The sequence below is a fragment of the Paenibacillus alba genome (assembly GCF_013204855.1).
Classification (GTDB): Bacteria; Bacillota; Bacilli; order Paenibacillales; family NBRC-103111; genus Paenibacillus_E; species Paenibacillus_E alba.
This window is the reverse complement of record NZ_JABMKZ010000048.1, coordinates 26156-47202: the sequence shown is the minus strand read 5'-3', so window position 1 is coordinate 47202 and position 21047 is coordinate 26156. Positions and strand designations below refer to the sequence as shown.

At 46.9% G+C, this 21047-nt stretch carries 19 protein-coding genes and 1 riboswitch; of the genes, 2 read left to right on the top strand and 17 right to left on the bottom strand.

Features of this window, described 5'->3' with window-relative positions; all coding sequences use genetic code 11:
• Positions 1 to 489: 489 nt before the first annotated feature.
• From purN to purE, 10 genes are all read right to left on the bottom strand, one after another.
• On the bottom strand, positions 490 to 1101 hold the full coding sequence (purN, locus tag HQN90_RS34010; RefSeq protein ID WP_079414617.1) for a phosphoribosylglycinamide formyltransferase: 612 nt from the start codon (positions 1099 to 1101) through the stop codon (positions 490 to 492).
• Complete coding sequence (purM, locus tag HQN90_RS34005) at positions 1101 to 2141, bottom strand: phosphoribosylformylglycinamidine cyclo-ligase (RefSeq protein WP_079414616.1); 1041 nt, start codon at positions 2139 to 2141, stop codon at positions 1101 to 1103. Before purM ends, purN begins: the two co-directional genes overlap by 1 nt.
• 108 nt (positions 2142 to 2249) lie before the next feature.
• On the bottom strand, positions 2250 to 3782 hold the full coding sequence (gene purF, locus HQN90_RS34000; protein ID WP_173227320.1) for an amidophosphoribosyltransferase: 1533 nt from the start codon (positions 3780 to 3782) through the stop codon (positions 2250 to 2252).
• Positions 3767 to 6010, bottom strand: a complete 2244-nt coding sequence (purL, locus tag HQN90_RS33995; protein ID WP_079414614.1) for a phosphoribosylformylglycinamidine synthase subunit PurL — start codon at positions 6008 to 6010, stop codon at positions 3767 to 3769. The genes purF and purL overlap by 16 nt, the downstream gene beginning before the upstream one ends.
• A complete protein-coding gene (gene purQ / locus HQN90_RS33990) occupies positions 5988 to 6683 on the bottom strand; it encodes a phosphoribosylformylglycinamidine synthase subunit PurQ (RefSeq protein WP_079414613.1) in 696 nt (231 codons plus the stop codon). Before purQ ends, purL begins: the two co-directional genes overlap by 23 nt.
• Positions 6684 to 6723: 40 nt before the next feature.
• Positions 6724 to 6963, bottom strand: a complete 240-nt coding sequence (purS, locus tag HQN90_RS33985) for a phosphoribosylformylglycinamidine synthase subunit PurS (protein ID WP_079414612.1) — start codon at positions 6961 to 6963, stop codon at positions 6724 to 6726.
• Positions 6964 to 7209: 246 nt separating this feature from the next.
• Positions 7210 to 8109 carry a phosphoribosylaminoimidazolesuccinocarboxamide synthase gene (locus HQN90_RS33980; RefSeq protein WP_079414611.1) on the bottom strand — a complete coding sequence of 300 codons (900 nt, stop codon included), beginning with the start codon at positions 8107 to 8109 and terminating at the stop codon, positions 7210 to 7212.
• Between the two features lie 24 nt (positions 8110 to 8133).
• On the bottom strand, positions 8134 to 9429 hold the full coding sequence (gene purB / locus HQN90_RS33975) for an adenylosuccinate lyase (protein ID WP_079414610.1): 1296 nt from the start codon (positions 9427 to 9429) through the stop codon (positions 8134 to 8136).
• A 26-nt stretch (positions 9430 to 9455) separates the two neighbouring features.
• Positions 9456 to 10628, bottom strand: coding sequence for a 5-(carboxyamino)imidazole ribonucleotide synthase (gene purK, locus HQN90_RS33970; RefSeq protein WP_173227319.1), 1173 nt, complete (start codon positions 10626 to 10628; stop codon positions 9456 to 9458).
• The gene (purE, locus tag HQN90_RS33965; protein WP_173227318.1) at positions 10625 to 11110 is read right to left on the bottom strand and encodes a 5-(carboxyamino)imidazole ribonucleotide mutase; all 486 of its coding nucleotides are present in this window, start codon (positions 11108 to 11110) and stop codon (positions 10625 to 10627) included. Before purE ends, purK begins: the two co-directional genes overlap by 4 nt.
• 180 nt (positions 11111 to 11290) lie before the next feature.
• A riboswitch (purine riboswitch) is annotated at positions 11291 to 11392 on the bottom strand.
• A gap of 309 nt (positions 11393 to 11701) precedes the next feature.
• Between purE and HQN90_RS33960 the strand changes: the two genes are divergently transcribed.
• Positions 11702 to 12781 (top strand): stalk domain-containing protein, encoded by a 1080-nt coding sequence (locus tag HQN90_RS33960; RefSeq protein WP_173227317.1) that lies wholly within the window; start codon positions 11702 to 11704, stop codon positions 12779 to 12781.
• Between the two features lie 74 nt (positions 12782 to 12855).
• Here the strand turns inward: HQN90_RS33960 and HQN90_RS33955 are convergent, their stop codons facing one another.
• The 4 genes from HQN90_RS33955 to HQN90_RS33940 all read right to left on the bottom strand — a co-directional run bounded on the left by HQN90_RS33955 (position 12856) and on the right by HQN90_RS33940 (position 16124).
• The gene (locus HQN90_RS33955; protein WP_079414606.1) at positions 12856 to 13128 is read right to left on the bottom strand and encodes a Fur family transcriptional regulator; all 273 of its coding nucleotides are present in this window, start codon (positions 13126 to 13128) and stop codon (positions 12856 to 12858) included.
• Positions 13129 to 13165: 37 nt separating this feature from the next.
• Positions 13166 to 14629 (bottom strand): catalase, encoded by a 1464-nt coding sequence (locus HQN90_RS33950; RefSeq protein WP_173227316.1) that lies wholly within the window; start codon positions 14627 to 14629, stop codon positions 13166 to 13168.
• A gap of 197 nt (positions 14630 to 14826) precedes the next feature.
• The gene (locus tag HQN90_RS33945; RefSeq protein ID WP_173227315.1) at positions 14827 to 15180 is read right to left on the bottom strand and encodes an Rpn family recombination-promoting nuclease/putative transposase; all 354 of its coding nucleotides are present in this window, start codon (positions 15178 to 15180) and stop codon (positions 14827 to 14829) included.
• Positions 15181 to 15254: 74 nt separating this feature from the next.
• The gene (locus HQN90_RS33940; protein ID WP_173227314.1) at positions 15255 to 16124 is read right to left on the bottom strand and encodes an Rpn family recombination-promoting nuclease/putative transposase; all 870 of its coding nucleotides are present in this window, start codon (positions 16122 to 16124) and stop codon (positions 15255 to 15257) included.
• A 158-nt stretch (positions 16125 to 16282) separates the two neighbouring features.
• Here HQN90_RS33940 and HQN90_RS33935 point away from each other — a divergent pair, with 158 nt between their 5' ends.
• On the top strand, positions 16283 to 16867 hold the full coding sequence (locus HQN90_RS33935; protein ID WP_173227313.1) for a hypothetical protein: 585 nt from the start codon (positions 16283 to 16285) through the stop codon (positions 16865 to 16867).
• Between the two features lie 251 nt (positions 16868 to 17118).
• Here the strand turns inward: HQN90_RS33935 and HQN90_RS33930 are convergent, their stop codons facing one another.
• From HQN90_RS33930 to HQN90_RS33920, 3 genes are read right to left on the bottom strand one after another with little or no spacing between them, the layout of a single operon-like run.
• Complete coding sequence (locus HQN90_RS33930) at positions 17119 to 18039, bottom strand: polyprenyl synthetase family protein (RefSeq protein ID WP_173227312.1); 921 nt, start codon at positions 18037 to 18039, stop codon at positions 17119 to 17121.
• Between the two features lie 21 nt (positions 18040 to 18060).
• Positions 18061 to 18693 carry a response regulator transcription factor gene (locus tag HQN90_RS33925; protein ID WP_173227311.1) on the bottom strand — a complete coding sequence of 211 codons (633 nt, stop codon included), beginning with the start codon at positions 18691 to 18693 and terminating at the stop codon, positions 18061 to 18063.
• Complete coding sequence (locus tag HQN90_RS33920) at positions 18690 to 21014, bottom strand: sensor histidine kinase (protein WP_173227310.1); 2325 nt, start codon at positions 21012 to 21014, stop codon at positions 18690 to 18692. Before HQN90_RS33920 ends, HQN90_RS33925 begins: the two co-directional genes overlap by 4 nt.
• Positions 21015 to 21047 lie beyond the last annotated feature (33 nt).

Here is a 21047-nt window from a genome sequence, read left to right as displayed (position 1 = left end):
CCTCTTTAAACTTTTGATTGTACCGTTGGCGGAATTCACTCATCTCGGACACCTCGTAATTTGGATAGGTCTATTATCTAATTTCCCAATTCGTTGTGTCCACTGTTAAGTCTAATTGCATTAAGGCCGTTAATCAGCCTTAAAGCAGCCAATTCTGACCAACTGCCTGACTTAAGGCTGATAAACAGCCTTAACCTCGGCTTAACTCCGCCTCTTGAGGGAGAACCGAATCTTTAAGGCCATTAATCAGCCTTAAAGCAGCCAATTCTGATCAGCTGCCTTACGTAGGGCTGTAGAACAGCCTTAACTTCGGCTTAACTCCGCCTCTTGAGGAAAAATCGAATCTTTAAGGCCATTAATCAGCCTTAAAGCAGCCAATTCTGATCAGTTGCCTGACTTAAGGCTGCGGAACAGCCTTAACCTCGGCCAAACTCCGCCTCTTGAGGGAAAACAAAATCTTTAAGGCCGTTAATCAGCCAGCCTTACCCCCTACAGCCGCACGCCAACCCTGCGGCCATCCAGGCTCACGCGATCCTCGCGCAGCCAGCGGATCACCTGCGGCAGCAGCACGTGCTCGGCCGCATGAATCCGCTCCGCGAGCGATTCCGCGGTCTCGTGCTCGTGGATCTCCACGGCGCGCTGCGCGATGATCGGGCCGGAGTCCAGGCCGCCGTCCACGAAGTGCACGGTGACGCCGGTTTGCTTCACGCCGTACTCGACGGCTTGCTCAATCGCGCGCACGCCTGGAAACGACGGCAGCAGCGATGGATGAATGTTGATCATCCGCCCAAAATAAGGCCCCACCAGCACATCCGTAATAATCCGCATGTAGCCAGCCATTACGATCAGATCAACCTGACGCTCGACAAGCTCCTTCAGAATGAGAGCTTCATACGCCTCGCGGCTTTCATATTCCTTTGGACTGAACACGAACATAGGCACTTTCGCTTCCTTGGCGCGCTCAACCACGTAGGCTTTGGGCCGGTCACAGACAAGAAGCTCGATGCTGACATCAAGCTTCCCTTTCTGTACCTGGTCCACGATCGCCTGGAAATTAGAGCCGCTGCCCGAAGCAAAAATTGCGATCCGGTAAGGCTGCATTACACCTCAGCTCCTTGGAACGTCACGACACGCTCGCCCTCGGTTACAACACCAAGACGGTAGGCTTTCTCGCCTTGCGCTTCCGCTGCTGCAATAGCTTTCTCAGCATCGTCTGCGTTCACGATCACAACCATACCAATCCCCATGTTGAACGTACGGAACATATCGTTGTTCGAAATGCCGCCCTCACGCTGCATCAGCGCGAAGATCGGAAGAATCGGCCATGAGCCGTATTGGATCTCTACATTTACGCCTTCCGGCAAAACGCGTGGAATATTTTCGATGAAACCGCCGCCTGTAATATGCGCCATCCCTTTGATCGCGACATCTTCCAGCATCGCCAGAACTGGCTTCACATAAAGCTTCGTTGGCTCAAGAAGCACATTCCCCAGCTTGTCGCCCAGCTCTTCCACATGCCCTTGCAGCGTATAACCGCCATCTTCCAGCAAAAGCTTGCGCACAAGAGAGAACCCGTTGCTGTGCACGCCGCTTGAAGCCAGACCTAGAACTACGTCTCCAGGACGAATTGTTGTACCGTCGATTATTTTTTTCTTGTCAACGATTCCAACCGTAAAGCCGGCAATGTCATACTCCCCTGACGCATACATGCCCGGCATTTCCGCCGTTTCCCCGCCGATGAGTGAGCAGCCAGACTGCGCACAACCGTCAGCGATCCCTTTAACAATTGCTTCGATTTTCTCAGGAATAACTTTATCGCAAGCCAGATAATCAAGGAAGAACAACGGCTCCGCGCCTTGAACGATAATATCGTTCACACACATCGCAACAGCGTCAATCCCGATCGTATCGTGCTTATCCATTGCAAAAGCGATCTTCAGCTTCGTGCCCACGCCATCCGTACCCGATACGAGCACAGGCTCCTCATACTTGTCTTTGTTCAAGCTGAACAGCCCGCCGAAGCCCCCGAGGTCCGTTAACACTTCAGGACGGAATGTCCGTTTGACGTGCTTTTTCATCCGTTCTACGGCTTCGTTCCCTGCTGCGATATCGACTCCAGCCTTTTTGTAAGCATCTGACACGTCGCTTCCACTCCTTAGTTTTGTCTATGTATCGGGGGGCGCCCGCCGATGCGTCCGTCCCGCCCGTTGTGTATTCCAATTTTTAGCATTTCCCTATTGATTACCCGATTAATCGCAAGCACAACCAACTTTCGTCACATCGACGATTTCCGTTGGATAGCTGTTATCGAAACAAGCCGTGCAATATCCGCTCGCCGCTCCAGCCGAACCTTGACCAATCGAATCAAGCAGTCCCTCTTTGGTTAAAAAATGAAGGGAATCCGCGTTGATCGCTTTGCGAATTTCTTCGATGGAATTCATCGCAGCGATCAGTTCCTTGCGGTCCGGCGTATCAATCCCGTAGTAGCAAGGGTTCATGAAAGGCGGCGAAGAAATCCGCACATGCACTTCCGTCGCGCCAGCTTCTCTCAGCAAGTTGACGATGCGCAGCGACGTTGTTCCACGGACGATGGAATCATCGATCATGACAACGCGTTTGCCTTCAACCACTTTGCGCACAGCGCTCAGCTTCATTTTGACCCCTTGCTCCCGCAGCTCTTGGCTTGGAATGATGAACGTCCGGCCTGTATAGCGGTTCTTGATCAGACCCAGCTCATACGGGATACCCGTTTGTTCCGCAAAACCAATGGCCGCCGAAATACTGGAATCCGGCACGCCCGTCACGATATCCGCGTCCACGAACGCTTCCATCGCCAAACGTTTCCCCATCCGCTTGCGCGCAGAGTGAATGTTCACCGTGTCAATATCGCTGTCTGGACGAGCGAAGTAAATGTACTCCATCGCACAGATCGCACGCTTGCCACCCTCGACAAATTGTTCCGAATGGAAGCCGTCGCGATCCAGCACAATAATCTCACCTGGTTGAACGTCGCGGAAATATTCGGCCCCCACCGCATCAAACGCGCAGGTCTCGGAAGCGAACAAGTACGCATCACCAAGGCGGCCAATCATGAAAGGGCGCAATCCATTAGGATCTAGTGCAGCAATCAGCTTATCTTTGGTAATGATCAAGAAGGCGAATCCGCCAACCACTTGATGCAAAGCATCCTTCACCGCATCCACGATATCATCATGTTCCGAACGAGCAATCAAATGCGCCAGAACTTCGGTATCGCTGGTCGTTTGGAAAATAGATCCTTTACGCTCAAGCTCCCGCTTGATAATGTTTGCATTATCGAGGTTGCCGTTCGTTGCAATCGCCAGATCACCCTCGCGGTACTTGAATACGAGCGGCTGTGCATTCGCAAGCTTGCTTTCGCCAGCTGTTGAATAACGCACATGCGCGATCGCCGTAGAACCTGTCAGAGGATGCAGATTATCGTTCGTAAACACCTCTTTGGCAAGTCCCATGCCGCGATAATAATTGAATTTACCGTCTTCAACTGTACAAATGCCGGCACTTTCCTGTCCGCGATGCTGCAAGGCATGAAGCCCGTAGTAGCACAGCGAGGAGGCTTCGGGATGACCATACACCCCGAACACGCCACACTCTTCATTCAGCTTATCAAACAATCCGCCTTGGCCGCCAACACCTTCGTTGAAATACTCACCAGTCCAAAGCTCATGCTGCTGATCCCCCAATTGAACGAGAGGAGCTGCGGGAAGCTTTAGGGCCTTGGATTGTTCTATGCCATTAGACATGGGATCGCATCCTTCCAGACTTTCGCCAGCTCGCTTACCGGAGACTGGAGACGCTGTTCGTTGTTGATTTTGATCGTCAAATCTGCACCCGTTACGGTTCCGATTTCTTCATACGGCACGCCTTGGGAAGCAATCCAGTGCTTCAATGCGTCTGCTTTGTCAGGTGTTGCACTTAGTAGAATACGAGACTGTGTTTCACTGAACAATGCGAAATCAGGGCGAAGCTCAGACGTTACGTTTACTGCTGCGCCAACGCTGCCACTGATACAACTTTCAGCCAAAGCTACAGCCAAGCCGCCTTCGGACAAGTCATGCGCTGAAGCGACAAGACCTTCTTGAATGGCTTTCAAAACGGCGTTTTGCAGGCGTTTCTCGGTTGCTAAGTCAAGCTCAGGTGGACGTCCTTCTGTTACATTATGAATCACATATTGGAATTCGCTGCCGCCGAGTTCTGCTTTCGTCTCGCCGAGCAGGATGATGATGTCGCCTTCGTTTTTGAAGCTTTGTGTCGTGATGTGGTCGATGTCATGCACAAGACCAACCATCCCGATGACTGGCGTCGGGTAGATCGCGCCTTTGGAATTCTCGTTGTACAGCGAGACATTTCCGCCGATAACCGGCGTATCCAGGAAGCGGCAAGCTTCTGCCATACCGTCTGTGGATTTCTCCAACTGCCAGAAGATTTCCGGCTTGTCCGGGCTGCCGAAGTTCAAGTTGTCCGTTACAGCCAGCGGCTCAGCGCCGGAGCAGACCACGTTTCGCGCTGCTTCGGAAACGGCGATCCGTCCGCCAACTTCCGGATCCAGGTACACGTAGCGTCCGTTGCAGTCGGTTGTCATCGCGAGGCCCTTGCGGGTGCCGCGAATCGTTACAACCGCTGCATCCGATCCCGGACGCACAGCTGTTTCTGTACGAACCATGTAGTCATACTGGTTGTACACCCACTCTTTACTCGCTACCGTCGGGGACGCGAGCACCGATTTAAGCGCATCTGTCAACTTCGTTACCTCTGGGTAACGAGTTGTATCGATGGCTGCGCTAGCTTCGTAATAAGCCGGCACTTTGCTCGGCTTATTGTACACCGGGCACTCGTCGACGAGTGCGCCGACAGGCATGTTCCCCACGACTTCACCGTGGTGGATCAATTTCAGGTAACCGTCATCGGTTACCTTGCCGACTTTGGCGCAGTGGAGTCCCCAGCGCTCAAAAATGCCCTTGGCTTGCGCCTCATGCTTCGGCTCAACCACGAAAAGCATCCGCTCTTGAGACTCAGACAGCATCATTTCGTATGCTGTCATGCCGTCTTCGCGCTGCGGTACTTCATCCAGGTACAGCTCCATGCCGTTGCCTGCTTTACTTGCCATCTCAGCGCTGGAACAAGTGAGTCCCGCTGCGCCCATATCTTGAATTCCGAGCACGATGCCGGAATCGATTAACTCTAAGCATGCTTCCAGCACAAGCTTCTCCATGAAAGGATCGCCGACTTGTACTGCTGGACGTTTGGCTTCAGACTCAGCCGTCAGCTCTTCGGACGCGAAAGTCGCACCGTGAATGCCGTCGCGGCCCGTTGCCGGCCCTACGTAGAACACTGGGTTGCCAACACCTTTGGCAACACCACGTTGAATCATGTCGTGGTCGATGAGACCGACGCACATGGCGTTAACAAGCGGGTTTCCTTCGTAGCTTTCGTCGAACATCACTTCGCCGCCAACCGTTGGAATCCCGATGCAGTTCCCATACCCTGCGATACCGGATACAACGTGTTCGAACAAGTACTTCACACGATCATTTTGCAGTTTGCCGAAACGCAAGGAATTCAGCAGCGCTACAGGGCGCGCGCCCATGGAGAAAATATCACGAATAATACCGCCCACACCTGTCGCCGCGCCTTGGTAAGGCTCGATCGCGGAAGGGTGGTTATGACTTTCAATTTTGAAAACGACGGCTTGGTTGTCGCCGATATCTACAATCCCTGCGCCTTCCCCAGGTCCCATCAGAACGCGAGGTCCTGTCACAGGGAATTTGCGAAGCACCGGTTTGGAATTTTTGTAAGAGCAATGCTCGGACCACATAACGCTGAATACGCCGATCTCCACATAGTTCGGATTGCGTCCAAGGAAGCCGCAAATTTTGGCAAACTCTTCGTCGGTTACGCCCATTTGCTTGTAAATTTTCTGTTCCGCGATTTGTTCGGCTGATGGTTCCTTAGCGGATAGCTGCTGCGTCATGTTTCTCCCTCCAAGCGCTTAGAATTGATGTGAACATTTTCTTGCCGTCTGCTGAGCCCAGAATCTCGTGAACCGCACGTTCCGGATGGGGCATCATGCCAACAACATTGCCTGCTTTGTTGCTGATTCCTGCAATATCGTCCAGTGATCCGTTGGGGTTGCTGCCTGCTTCATAACGGAACACGATTTGTTTGTTTTCTTGCAATTCTTTCAGTGTCGCATCATCACAATAATAATTGCCTTCGCCATGAGCGATAGGAATAGTGATGATCTCGCCTTCCGCATAATCACGCGTGAAAGCCGTCGTGTTGTTCTCTACTTTAAGCGCCGTTTGGTGACAGCGGAATTTCATGCCATTGTTGCGCAGCAGCGCTCCTGGCAATAATCTTGCTTCCGTCAACACTTGGAATCCGTTACAAATACCTAGAATATATTTGCCTTCTTCCGCCGCTTTCACAACGGATTTCATAACATTCGTAAATTGTGCGATAGCTCCGCAGCGCAGGTAATCTCCATAAGAGAATCCGCCTGGAACTAGGATGCAATCATATTTAGACAAGTCGCTTTCTGTATGCCATACGTAGTCAACCGGTTCACCGATTGAATCTTCGATTGCTTTGTACAAATCGATATCGCAGTTCGATCCCGGAAAAACGAGAACCGCAAAATTCATGACGTGTTCCTCCTTTTAAGTGGTAAGCCTATTCGGTATGTTACGCCAACTCGTAGCGGTAGTCTTCGATAACCGTGTTCGCAAGCAGCTTCTCGCACATCGCCTTCACGCGTGCTTCTGCTTCTGCTTTATCCGTTGTTCCCAGCTCAAGCTCCAAATATTTGCCAATGCGCACCTTGCCAACTTCCTCAAAACCCATCGAATGAAGCGCTCCTTGCACCGCAGTTCCTTGAACATCCAATACGTTCTGCTTAATCGTTACGTAGACCGTTGCTTTCATATCCAATCTCCTCCTCAAAATAGAAGTCCCTCAAGACTCTTATATGTCATTCATCCATCCAAAACGAGAGATTAGAAGCCTCTAGAGGCTCTTATTTCCCATAAAAAAGGCTATTTCACCGATATTTCGGCAAATAAGAGTCCCTAAAAGCTCTTATCCCGCATAATTTCTGCGTTTCTCATTGAATAAGAGTCTGTAGAGACTCCTATTCCTTACTGAGGTCTAGATTGTGGGTGGAATATCCCACTACTCCGTCAAACGACGCAAAATCTCTTTATATCGATTGGACGTCTCTTCCACAACAGAAGCCGGAAGCTCGTCAGGCTCACTGTTTTTGTCCCAGCCTGAACCCGCCAAGTACGTACGAACGGGCTCTTTGTCCATCGAATCAATCTCGATATCGAGTGCATAATTCTCTTGTGACCAATAACGGGAGGAATCCGGTGTGAAAATCTCATCAATAATAATAAGTTCACCGGCATAAATGCCGAATTCGAATTTCGTGTCGGCTAAAATAATGCCTTTTTGCTCACAAATCGCATGCGCAAGCGTGTAAAGCATGATGCTTTTCTCTTGCAGCTCGTAAGTCAGGTTCTCACCGACCAGCGCCACCATTTGTTCCACGGAAATGTCTTCATCATGGCCAACATCATTTTTCGCCGCAGGCGTGAAAATCGGATCTTCCAGCCGTTGATTCTTCCGCAGTCCTTCAGGAAGCTTGCGGCCGTTAATCTCGCCAGTCTGAGCGTACTGTCTCCAGCCGTTGCCTGTGATGTAGCCGCGAACTACACACTCGATGGAGATGCGCTCTGCTTTTTTCGCAACAATAATTCGCTCCTTCAGAAGCTCTCTCGCCGCTGCGTCAGGAATGACAGCATGAAGTTGTTCCACGTCCGTGTGCACGATATGGTTCTTCATGTAGCCACTCGTCACGTTGAACCAGTATTTGCTCAGCGCATTCAGCACGTAGCCTTTGTCCGGAACATCCGGTTTCAACATATAATCGAACGCCGAGATGCGGTCCGTTACGACGATCAAGAAGTTCTCTCCCAAATCATACAACTCGCGCACTTTGCCTTTGTGAACAAGCGGCGCTTTCACCAGCTCTACCGCTGAATCAAGGATTTTCGTGATCACAGCCAACATTCCCCTCTCCCCTCATTGCAAATGCTATTTCAAACCTAAACGGTCAAAGATCGTGTCAACGTGTTTCAAATGCCAGCTCGGATCGAAGCAATCTGCGATTTCTGCTGGGCTTAAAGCCTCAGTAATAACGGAAGCATTCTCTACGATGTCGCGGAAAGAACGTTGTTCTTCCCAAGCTTGCATCGCTCTTGGTTGAACCGTATCGTACGCTTGCTCACGCGAAAAGCCTTTGTCGATCAGCTTCGTCATCACGCGGCCGGAGAAAGGAACATCATACGTGCTGCGCATGTTGCGTTTCATATTCTCAGGGAACACCGTCAAGTTCTTGATGATGTTGCCTAGGCGGTTCAGCATGTAGTTGAGCAATTGCGTTGCATCCGGCAGGATAATACGCTCAACGGAGGAGTGCGAGATATCGCGCTCATGCCACAGCGTCACGTTCTCATAAGCGGAAACCATATGTCCACGAATCACGCGGGACAGGCCGGAGATGCTTTCGCAGCCGATCGGGTTGCGCTTGTGCGGCATCGCGGAGGAGCCTTTTTGACCCTTAGCGAATGGCTCTTCCACTTCACGGAACTCACTCTTCTGAAGCGCGCGAATTTCTGTTGCGAATTTATCCAAGGAAGTAGCAACCAAAGCAATTGTTGCCATGTATTCCGCGTGGCGATCACGCTGCAAAGTTTGCGTCGAGATTGGAGCAGCTTTCGTGCCCAATTTGTCGCACACATATTGCTCAACGAATGGGTCGATGTTCGCGTAAGTACCGACAGCACCAGAGATTTTACCGAATTGTACGCCATCAGCGGCAAAACGGAAACGCTCCAGATTACGCTTCATTTCCTCGTACCAAAGCGCCATTTTCAGACCAAAAGTCGTCGGCTCTGCATGCACCCCATGCGTTCTGCCCATCATCGCTGTATCTTTATGTTCAATCGCTTTATTGCGAAGGATTTCAATGAAATTCTGAATGTCTTTGTCCAAGATCTCGTTCGCTTGTCTCAACAAGTAGCCAAGTGCTGTATCCACAACGTCCGTTGACGTTAAACCGTAGTGAACCCATTTGCGTTCAGGCCCAAGTGTTTCGGACACGGCTCTTGTGAAGGCGATCACGTCATGACGCGTCTCTTGCTCGATTTCGTAGATGCGGTCGATGTTGAAGCTTGCGTTCTCGCGCAGCACCTTCACATCTTCCTTAGGAATGACCCCAAGCTCAGACCAAGCCTCGCAAGAAAGAATTTCGACTTCCAACCATGCTTGAAACTTGTTTTGTTCCGTCCAAATGTTCGCCATTTCCGGGCGCGTATAACGTTCGATCATTGTGCCGTTCCTCCAATAATTATCATTTACTTACTTTCCCAAATGCTCGTGCGTTCTATCCAAGTCAGTGCATGCTGCACATTGCTTGCCAGGAGATTGATATGTCCCATCTTGCGTTTCTCTTTGGCTTCTTTCTTTCCATACAGATGAACCTTCGCGCTTACGCCTAAATCCTCCGCTTCCAGGAAACCTGGCTGGTCAATTAAGCTTTGCAGCGGCTCGATATGTTCACCAAGCAGATTCACCATCACGACAGGGGTCAGAAGTTCTGTTGAACCCAGCGGCAGGTTGCAAATCGCGCGAACATGCTGCTCGAACTGCGAAGTTCGGCACGCTTCCATCGTGTAATGGCCGGAATTGTGCGGGCGTGGCGCCAGCTCATTCACATAAAGCTGACCATCCTTCGTTAAAAACAGCTCAACCGCGATCAATCCGATCACGCCAAGCGATTCGGCGATGCGAATGGCCAGCTGCTCTGCTTCCTGCTGCACTTCCACTGGAATGCGAGCAGGTACGATGGATTGATGCAGGATGTTATGTACATGTATGTTTTCCGCTGCCGGGAAAGCTTTCACTTCCCCACGAGGACTTCTCGCTGCAATGACGGATAATTCTTTGTCAAAATGAATGAATTGTTCGAGTACCAACTCTGTTTTGGCGCGGCTCAGTGTCTCGTAAGCTTCTTCGACTTCATCTAAAGAGCGAATAACCCACTGTCCTTTGCCGTCATAGCCGCCAGTAGCGGTTTTGAGCACGCAGGGTGTGCCAAAGCGAACAACTGCTTCCCCAAGCTCCGCTGCGCTGCCGATTTCCGCATAAGGCGCAACAGGCACGCCAGCAGCTTCAATCGCTCTCTTTTCGCGCAGACGATGCTGGGTTGTATATAAAAGCTCGCTCCCTTGGGGAACATAGGATTCGTTCATCAAAATGTTCGTGACGTGGGCATCGACGTTTTCAAATTCATACGTGATCACATCCGAGTGCGCCGCTAGTTTCCTCGCCGCTTCGACATCGTCGAAGTTCGCCAGGATTTGCTCATCGGCGACTTGACCGCAAGGCGCGTCTTCCGTCGGGTCGAGCGTCACGAAGCGATACCCCATATTGCGGCCGGCCAAGGCCAGCATGCGGCCTAACTGCCCGCCACCCAGGACGCCGATCGTGCCGCCGGGCTTGATGATCTTGCCATCTGCTGCTGTCATAGCAGGTCACTGCTTTCAATCACCGTTTGCGCGATGCGCTCGCGACGTGCTCTGACCCTCGCTTGCAGCTCCGGTTCGAAGGCGCCGAGGATTTGCGCCGCCAGCAAGCCAGCATTCGTGGCTCCTGCATGGCCGATAGCCACCGTGGCCACCGGAATGCCGCCTGGCATTTGCACGATGGACAGCAAGGAATCCAGTCCGTTCAGCGTGGACGTCTTCACGGGAACACCAATAACCGGTAGCTCCGTTTTGGCTGCTACCATTCCTGGTAGATGCGCCGCCCCGCCTGCTCCGGCAATAATCACTTGGATCCCACGGCCTGCCGCCGCGGCTGCATATTCAAACATCAAATCCGGCGTTCTGTGCGCAGATACCACCTTTTTCTCGTATGGCACTCCGAGCTCTTCCAACATGTCGCATGCGTGCTTCATCGTTTCCCAATCCGACTGGCTTCCCATTATGACACCAACACGTACCGTCATCTCAAACCCACTCTCATATAGTTAAGTCGTTTTGAAAGCTTAGCTTTCAAAACTTTCATTTCCAATAAATCCAATCCAATCAACCTCTAAACCCAAAAAACGCCCAGAGCTAGAATACATGATTCTATCCGCTGGACAGCAAAAGAACCGAATGCAAAAAGACCATCGTCTTCCTATGGTTTCCCTCATTCGCTTCCTCGTAGTCCAAAAATTAATGGTTTTTGGGTAGAAACTTTCAGGCCTTATCCCTGATTTTATACGAGTTGATTCGACATTTTCAATTAGTGCGGGTTCATTTCCCGCTTCCCTAGTTTACTACCAACTGACGTGCGATGTCAATTTCAAAAAGCGAACGTTTTTTAACTATTTCTTTCGTATAGTTCGTTTTTAGGTAGTGTTTTTCCAATAAACACCGGTTTATATCTTCTTTTCCGTTTTCACTCCTCCTTAAGTGATCCCAATACTCGGAGAAATTCGAGGAAAGCGCGTTCAATTATTTTCGACAAATCCAAAAAAAACTTCGAACCTTCTAAATAGACGCACCGTCTAATTCATAAATCATTAAATAAATGCCACAAAGGAGAGATATTAATGAAAAAGAATATGCCCGCATTACTGAAAATCACTTTGGCCACAGCTCTGCTAGTCGCTGCAAGTCCAGCCCTGCTACAGCAAGCAAGCGTTTATGCACAGGCGGAAAGCACCGATTTCGAGATCAAGCTTGCCCCTTTGAACATCCAGATCGAAGATCAACTGCTGGAAGTGCCAGGCGGAAAATCGGTGGACGGCGACACCTATGTCGGTCTTTCTTTTCTCAGCCAAAAGCTTGGCTTAACGACAGCTTGGGATGAGGCTACCAAAACAGTTACCGTCAGCGCCCCTAATAAGAAAATGAGCATGATGAATCAAAGCACGAAATATGCGATGAATGGTCGTGAATTTTACAAACCGCTGCCGCCTGTCATCGTGGATGGAACCACCTACTTGCCGCTGCGTTTGCTCCTTGAACAGATGGGTTACCAAATCGGATACAACGATCAAAACCATGTAGTTTCTATTACTAAAATTCAAGAAAACGAACTCACCTTGACGAACAAGTCCGATTCGAAAAAGATAACCGACAATCAGAGCATTACCATAAACTATCCTCAAATTGAAGGATGGGCCAATTCCGCGGCAAGCACGAAAATTAACGCATTCATTCAAAGCGAGATCGAGAAATATAAAGATGCCGCCAACAAAGAGCTAAGCAAGAACGGCAACGTTTATCCCTATTCCTTAGATGTTAATTATCAAATCACATATAATCAGAAACACAAACTTAGTCTCTACTTTGAAGTATATACATTTACAGGCGGCGCCCACGGGTCCACTTCCCATGATGCTCATACGTTCGATCTGGATACAGGGAATGAGCTGAGCCTACAGCAGTTGACTTCGAATAATACCAATTACAAGACTATCATCAATCAAGAGATCACAAAGCAATTGAAAGAAAGACAATTGGAATCCGATCTACTCGAACCATTCGAATCCATCCGTGACGATCAGGGCTTTTATTTGAAGGATGACACGGTTGTCGTATACTTTGGCCTGTACGAATATGTTCCTTATGTGCTGGGTATTCTAGAATTCCCGATTCCGCTGTCTGCTTTTGCAGCAGCAAAATAGACATAGCAAAGCGCCCCAATCGACTACTCGAGGCTAGATCCTCTTTGTAGCGAGTGGGGCGCTTCTTTTTACCCTTATGAGCTTAGAGCAGCTTCATATCGTATGGAGCTTCCGATCACGGCGAGCTCTTTCACCAATCCAAGCTGTTTAAATACGTGCAGACTGCTGTTCACTGTCATCGCATTAATCGTCGGATACTTGACCATTAACGCTTCACAAATATCTTTCACCGTCGTATAGCTGCGTTGCGCGTACAAATATTCCAATAACGCATACCGCTGCGGGGTTAAATGAATGTTTTTGGAACGCATGCGCTGCAGCGCTTGTTCAAGATCATGATGGACCATTTTGGAAACCTCCTCTACGAGTTGCTGCTTTTATAAGTTAGCGGTTCAAGTGCTGTAAATAGCCTGAAATATCTACGTTCAACCCTGCCGCAAGGCTTTCCCCGAGCTTCGCATCCGCCCGATAGAAATTGCAGATCGCCAGCAGCTTCGATTTCTCATGCACCGAGGATAAGTCGCCGACCAAATTGGAAATGAAATTCGCCTGCTCCTGCTCGCTGAAGCTGCGGAAGGTGTCGCCGGCTTGGGCAAAATCATTCGCTTTGGCAATCTTCTGCCGGGTTGCGCTGCCGTGAAGGGGAGTGCTGCTGTCCCGATACTCGGGTGCTTCCTTAGGCTCATCCGCATGACGAGTTGGCTCATAGTTGATACTGCCGGCCTGCGGCTTCATTTGCATAGCGCCGTCCCGTTGGTTATTTTGCACGGTTGCGTAGGGACAGTTCACTGGAATTTGCAAGTAATTTGCGCCTAGACGGTGCCTTTGTGTGTCGGGATAGGAGAACAGCCGTCCTTGCAGCAATTTGTCTTCGGATGGTTCTATTCCGGCAACCAATACGCTAGGTGCAAATGCCGCCTGCTCTACATCGGCAAAAAAGTTCTGCGGGTTGCGGTTCAACGTCATCGTCCCTACCTTGTGCAGCGGAATCACTTCTTCCGGCCAAACCTTCGTTGGGTCCAGCGGATCGAAATCATAAGCATCCAGATCCTCCGGCTGCAGCAATTGCACATGCAGATCCCATTTCGGGAAATCGCCGCGTGCGATAGCGTCATACAAGTCTCTCGTTGCGTGGCTGAAATCCTCACCCTGAACTGCAGCGGCTTCTGCCTTGCTCAAATTGCGCACGCCTTGATGCGGCTTCCAGTGATATTTCACATACACGTAGTTGCCAACGGAGTTAATCCACTTGAAGGCGTGGACACCAAAGCCGTTCATCTCACGGTAGTTGGCAGGTGTACCATAATCCGAGAATACCCATGTCAGCATATGCGTAGATTCCGGTGTCAGTGACATGAAATCCCAATAGCGATCAGGAGTCTGAACGTTCGTGTCCGGCGCAGGCTTCAACGAGTGAACCATATCTGGAAATTTCATCGCATCGCGGATAAAAAACACAGGCAAATTGTTGCCGACCAAATCATAATTGCCTTCTTCCGTATAAAACTTCACCGCAAAGCCACGCGGATCACGCGCTGTCTCCGGTGAGCTTTGACCGTGGATCACGGTGGAGAAGCGAACGAATACAGGCGTTTCTTTGCCCGCTTCACCAAGAAAGCCAGCTTTCGTATACCGTTTCATCGCATTTTCAACCGTAAATGTTCCAAACGCCCCCGCTCCACGCGCGTGCACCACACGCTCCGGAATACGCTCCCGATCAAAATGAGCAATCTTCTCTAGAAGATGGTAATCCTCCAAAAGCGTAGGGCCATTCTGGCCAGCTGTCCGTGAATTCTGATTATCGCCTACTGGCGCGCCTTGATTCGTAGTTAAGTGATTATGAGTCATTTGCATTCTCCTTTGCAGGTTGAATTTGTAATAATTTCTTATTTATAATAATTATAATATAGTATTTATTTTATTCTAAGTGATAATGATTGTCAATAACTAAACATGTACGAGGGGTTATCCGCGGATCGTTGTTTTCAAATGCCATCATTTAAATGAAAAAAAACCGCCTTATAAAAGGACGGTCTTGGGAATGACTACTGCATCATTTCATCTTTTAATTTTTGAATTTCATCTTTAGATAAGCCCGTTGCCTCGATTACCTGAGCTACGTCGAAGGCCATGCTGAGCAAATTCTTGGCTATTTCGATTTTGCCTTCATGCATACCTTTTTGAATTGCCTCTTGCATTACCTCTTGCCTGCCCTCTTCCCTCGCCCCATCAATCATCGAGGCTTCGTCATGCAGCGCTTTTTGCCTCATTTCATAAAGTCTTCGGGCCTCTTTATTCTGCTTAAAAAATTCAATCGTATCCATCTCCTTTAGCAAAGCCGGTTCGTTCATCGAAATCTCCTCCCCTATTTCTGGTTTGTTCACGTTTTTTAAGAACAACAGTCATTTGATAAATTTATCCGAAATATCGAGAAGAAAAAAACCGTCCTACTATGAGACGGTCTCTGGTGTAACTACTGCATCAATTCATCTTTTAATCTTTGAACTTCATCTTTAGATAATCCCGTTGCCTCTATTACCTGAGCTACGTCGAAGGCCATGCCGAGCAAATTCTTGGCTATTTCGATTTTGCTCTTATGCATACCCTTTTGCATTCCCTCTTGCCTGCCCTCTTCCCTAGCCCCATCAATCATCGAGGCTTCGTCATGCAGCGCTTTTTGCCTCATTTCATAAAGCCTTCTAGCCTCTTCATTCTGACTCAGAAATTCGAGCGTATCCATCGCCTTTTGCAAAGCCGGTTCGTTCATCGAAATCTCCTCCCATACTTCTGGTTTGTCCACACCTTTTAAGAACAACAGCCATTTGACTAATTTGTCCGAGATCCTGACTTTCTGCTCCTCTAGCTTGGGAAGCTCCATGAAATGAATCTCAATATGATCCGTCAGCACGAGTCCCATATGATCTTCCCTCAAATGAAACAAATTATAATAACGCTCATTAGGAATAAATTTAAAGTTTAAAATATTAATGGTAATCGTCTTTTTGAGCTCTTTATATTTTTGTCCTTCTTCTAGTTGGCTAGCGTACATTTTGCTCCAATAATACAAAGTCCGCTTCTCAATGTCGTAACGGTTAAACAATTGAATTTCAATATTCACTTGCTTCCCATCCGCCGTGCGGGCATGTATGTCCAGAATGGACTGTTTATCGTGCAAAGCATTTTTATCGATGTAGGGATTCAGAATGTGAATGTCGGTCAATGGCTGCGGCTCGCTTTCCCTTAACGCTACATTCAAAAAATCGAGCAGTACGTCTTTATTCTCTTCCACTCCGAAAATACGCTTAAATACAAAATCTACTTTCGGGTCAAGTCTATCGAACATACCACCAACTCCATTCCTTCTCCTATCTTATTATATCATGATCGATGGGGTTGAGGCATATGAACTCCCCACAAATACGAACTATATCACGAAAAAAACGCAACTTTTCCAAGTTCTTCCACGTAAAAGAAGAGGAGTTCGCTGAGGAGGAATTACACTTGATATCCGCAACATTTGGAAAACTATTTAAATTTCCACTGCTTGTTCTCATCCCGGTTATTATGGATGTATTGACAATACTGGTAGGCGCGGCGCTTTATGGCTTCCATGGCAGCCCGCATCTTACCTTCAAGTTTTCGCTGCAGATGGGATTGCCCTCGATAAACGCTGTTTCCGAGCAAGGCTTCCTGCCAGGGTCCGTGCAGCTTGTCGGCAGCAGTTTCAGTGCTTCACACTTGATTAACAACTTGTTGTTCCTCATCTTCTTTCTCATCGTTCAAGCCTTTCTACAGGGAGGATATGTAGGTTTGCTGCACGAGGCCGTCAATCAACGAAAGCTTTCATTAGAAAAGTTGGTTATGTATGGGGTTAAATTTTTCATCAGATTTATCTTATTAAATCTTCTCATCATGATTCCCCTGTTCATAATAGGGGGGATTTTGACAGCCATTCTTCAAATCGCTGGTGCCATATTTATGATACTGATCTATCTATTGCTTCGCATACGCTTCCTTTTTCTTGAATTAAGTCTTGTCGCAGAAGACTGCTCCCTTCCTCAAGCCCTTATCCGTTCGCGCGCATAGCTTTTGAGAACCGAACGCCAAACACACTGCCGCTTATCGGCGCCGCGATTCTTTTTAACCTCATAGCTGGTTTACTTGTTAATACGCTTTGGCTGCCCCTCCTTTTCCTCGTTCTTCTTATCTTGTATGACATCGTCAGTGCCGCTTTACAGCTTGCTTTCATGAGTGACTACCAGCGCATTCGCAGGTAACTCCATCCATGTAAAAAAGCTCACATTACCGTCCGAATTCAGGAACAGTAACGTGAGCTTCTATGCATGCAGGAAGTCTCCATAGGTAATTTCTCTAAATTTTTCTTTCCAAGGCGAGGCTGCTTGCAGCTTTGCGTAGATCTCCTCTGCTTTTTGCAAACAGATGGATTGCACGACCCGCGAGTATTCCAAACATCCGGAATCATGAATCATTTGGTTGAAGGCTTCTTTGTCGTGAAGAAGAGAATCAGCGGTAATTTTACCTGCGTAGTAGTCTTTTAATGGTTTGAAGGCTTCATCTTCTATGGAGAGTAGATATAGAATGGGCAGTGTGCGCTTTTTAAAGTACAAATCATTCTTCACATCATATCGCACGAGATCTCGCATATCGTTCTGGATCTGATGGATGAGTCCTATGCAATCCGCCAGTTCATGAAGCTGCTCAATCGTTTCGTCTGGACACTCCAGCGATAAATACCCCATAAAACAAGCCAATCGGAATAGAGAGCCTGATTTTTCTTGTGTCATGATCAGATAGTCATCCACTGACACTGACGCGTTGATTATATCTTTGTGCTGTCCATTGATGGATCGCGCGATAATTTGAGTGGCTTCAAACAGCATCTTACCGTTAACCTGTAACTGACCCAACTCGCCAACAACTCCCATAATCATCGCCAGTACAGTATTTAACGTTGTAGCTTGGGGAGCTTTCATCCATGGCTTGTCTGTCTGGTCTTGATCCTGCAGATCATCGATAATATCCAACGTTAGATTAATCAGCTCCGTTACAGCTGCAAAGCGTTCAATATGAGGTGAATCTCCACCTAACATGTAATGAGTACAGAACGTGATTCTCGCCCACGAACTCTGTTCTTGTCCTTTGTCTGCGATAAAAGATTTAAGCAGTCCATTTAAATCTTCGACATAGACATAATCATCAACCATGCGATACATGTGTTCCTGAATGTCCTGGTGCAAATTCTTTCCTCCTGCTTACGTCTACGAGTAGTATTTACTTTTAATAAACTTCTCAAGTGCTTCTGTTCTAGATTTCACGCCTAATTTATCATAGATTTTGCGTAAGTAATTATCGACTGTTCGCTTACTCATAAAAATTTGATCGGCAATTTGATCATGCGTAGCTCCTTTTACCAACATGTTCATCATAAGAATCTCTTCCTCTACCAAGAGGAAGCTTTCTTGAACAAGCGACTCTGTCAAATCCATTTGATGAAAGAAAGCAATAGGAAGCATCGTGTAGCCTTCCAAAATACAATTCACCATATTTTTGATTGTCCGCTCACTCGACTCTTTGGACAACACGCCACTAACTTTAATTTTAATCAGTTTGTTAAATATTCCTCTCAATTCGATTCCCGTAAAAATAACAATATGAATATCCGGATACTTACGTTTAATTTCCGCGGCAACTTCTGTGCCCGACTTGTCCGGCAACTGGTAATCAAGAAAGATAAGCCCTGGTTGATGAAGCTCAACTTGTTCCAAACATTGCTTGGCGTTGCTAGCGATACCAATAACCTCGATTCGCTCTATTTGCTCCAGTAAGGCCTTAGTCGCACGTGCAAATAGTGGATGATCATCAACAACAAGGGTTTTGACTGCCTCACTCATGCAGAAATGACCTCCTCAATTGGAATTCTGATTTTAAATATTGTTCCGCTCCCTCGCTGTGTAAGGCAATCCATCTGCCCACCCATATGCAAAACTCTGCTGCGCATTTGTTCAATTCCCATTCCAGAGGCACCTATTTCTAATTGAGGCTCCTTATTATCATTAAATCCAACGCCATTATCTTCATAATTCATATAAAAGAAATGATTGGTTTCATCCATTTTCATGGTCACTTTAGTAGCTTGAGAATGCTTCTTCGCGTTATTAAGTAATTCTTGCACAATTCGAAAAATGTGGCGTTTGGTAGGAAGATCCTTGCTTTCAATAAAGGAAGAGGAGCCGACTTCAAAGATAAGTTCGAACGGTGTCGAATAAGCCTCCTTTTCAATATACATTTTAAGAGTTTGTATTAAACCTACTTCTTTTAGTAAATGAGGATTCAACTCAAAACAACTTTGCCGTAAACTGGCATTAATCATATCTACAAAGTTATTCATATTATTTAACTGTTCCTGATCTGACTTGTGTAAAGTGGCTTTGTCAGCTAGCGTAGACAGTCTCCTTTTGAGAAAAAAAAGATCTTGCATAGTCGTATCATGCAGGTCAGTTGCAATACGTATCCGTTCCTCTTCCTGCAATTCAAACATCACTTTCCTAAACCATTGAATATCTTGAGCAGCAGCTTCATGAGGAAGCTGACTAGCAAACCGCTGTAAATTGACCGTTAATTTACGTATCAAATGAACATTTTCCAAGCTAACTTCCAAATATGAGGTAATAAGCTGTAACCATTGCTTCTCCTCCTGGGCAATATGTGTATTCGTCTTTTTACGTGCCATGATTAAATAACCTGTATAAGCTTCATGTCCCATCATCTCAATACAGGTATAGTTCGGATGTTCAAGCAAATTTGACGAATTAACTAATTTTTCGATTTCTAACGTATCAATTTCACCATGGTAAATAATTTCTGTATCATCCTTATGCCGAAAAACAATAGCTCCTCCAAGCACCTGAAGTGTATTTACAATATCAACGAGTATAATTTCTTTCAACTCTCGCAAGTTGGAGATGGATCCTAAATTTTTCGAAATTTTCTTAAGGGCAGATTGTAGAATAAATTTCCTTGGGAACAGGAATGGTTCCAGACGCGTTGTCCAATATTCTGCTGCATAGAGCATTGTTGATACTAAAATAAGAGAACCGGCGAAAACAAATAAAATTTGTTTCTCGTGTATTTCTTGGCTGAATAAGAAGACATAGGCTCCCGTAAACAAACTAACGGGAATAGCTGACATGAGACCTGCAAATATAAACCTACGAATAACCAAACCAATATCATATATCTGATTTGAGGCGATTAAGTAAACAAACGATATAGGGAATAACAAAATAACCCAACTTGTAAATACACCATTTAAAATCCGTTGTCCCGTAATTAGTTGTGGTAAAAAACTAAAACAGATAATTGGCAAAAAAGAGATTAGCCACGATAACCAGACACTCCTAATTATACTAGACATATGAGACTTTTGTTTACCAAATCTCACATATAGAATCGTTAGCATATAAACGTTTAAAATGAAACCGAAAACAAAGAATCCAAGGGTTATAGAGCCATCATATTGATATAACAAAGACATAGTCGGGAAAAAGTATGAACCTCTTAAGCAGATCGCTACTATCACAACGGCATATAAATATTTTAACATTCGAGTTGGCAACAAAATGCCGCCCTTCTCCTTGAAAAATACAACCAAAAATTGCAAAAAAAGAACAGGCAACAACATCATTAAACTTGTAATCAGCAACTTACCAATGGTATCTCCTCTTATAGAAGCACCATGACTCATATTAATAATAGCCATTGTCAGAAAAACAACCCCGAGCAACCGTGCAGAGGGAGAACGCTTCATTTTTGTGAAAAGCAAGATTGCCATAAATAAACACACAAGCTCTTCAAAAAGTGGAACTGCATCATAGCCAATATGACTTTGTGAATTTAAGTTAATATCATGTTGGATCCCATTTCTGGAAATCCGAATAGTATGAGCTTGCTCAACTGCCCTCCACTTCTGAATAATAATATTATTCTCAGGCAACTTGCCATCCACAAGCTCAATAACATCCCCAATCTGAACATTCAACTTTAAACTAGCACTTTCTCCATCAAGTTCTTTTATTACCCATTGTTTCTCGGAGGTTAATTCCAAATTAATTCCCATAAATGGAAAATGAAAAGTAATATACGAACACCAAATCTGCAATACGATATATAGAGTTATTCCTGCTCCTATTGCATACTTAGATTTCTTTTTCAAACTCTCTCACATCTTTTCTATTATTTGATATAA